This window comes from Streptomyces sp. SID3343, from assembly GCF_009865215.1.
In the GTDB taxonomy this organism is placed as follows: Bacteria; Actinomycetota; Actinomycetes; order Streptomycetales; family Streptomycetaceae; genus Embleya.
This window is the reverse complement of sequence record NZ_WWJX01001064.1, coordinates 1-541: the sequence shown is the minus strand read 5'-3', so window position 1 is coordinate 541 and position 541 is coordinate 1. Positions and strand designations below refer to the sequence as shown.

Annotated in this window: 1 pseudogene; it reads right to left on the bottom strand. The window is 73.9% G+C overall.

Annotation, left to right across the window (positions count from 1 at the left end):
• Positions 1-273 precede the first annotated feature (273 nt).
• Positions 274-541: pseudogene (locus GT354_RS33205) on the bottom strand (hypothetical protein); the annotation flags it as partial.

Sequence of the window (541 nt, the reverse complement as noted above, 5' to 3'; positions counted from 1 at the left end):
GGGGTGCGTGCACGGGGCGGCAGGTTTCGTCGACCGTGCCCGGCAGGGCGAGCCCGGCCAGGGCGCGATCGGCAGGGCGAGCCCGGCCAGGGCGCGGTCGTAGCGGTCCCGGTCGCGGCGTGCGTGAGCGGGCCGGGAGATCCCCCGGGACACGGCCCGCGTGTCGCTCTTGCTGTACGGCGCGGTGGAGCGCCGTCACGCACGGCAGGGTGTTCGTAGTCGGCGACGGCGGGGCCTGGTCAGGGTGTTCCCGCATCCAGTCGTGCAGGGCTTTCACGTTCGGGCCCAGTCCGACAAGCGGGACCACAACGCGTCCGTGAGCGTGAAGGAGAGACGCCGGGCGGGTTCCGCCCGTCCGGACTCGCGGGCGATCGCCAACCACCGCCACACCGTGCGCGGCGCCGTCCCGGCCGAGGCGGCGGCGAACCGCACGTGGACCGTCTCCAAGGACTTTGCCTCGTCCGGAGCGAGAAGACGACCCACCACCAACCGGCCTGTCAGGGCACGGTCTTGGGACACCGACGCGGCCGGCGACGCTTGC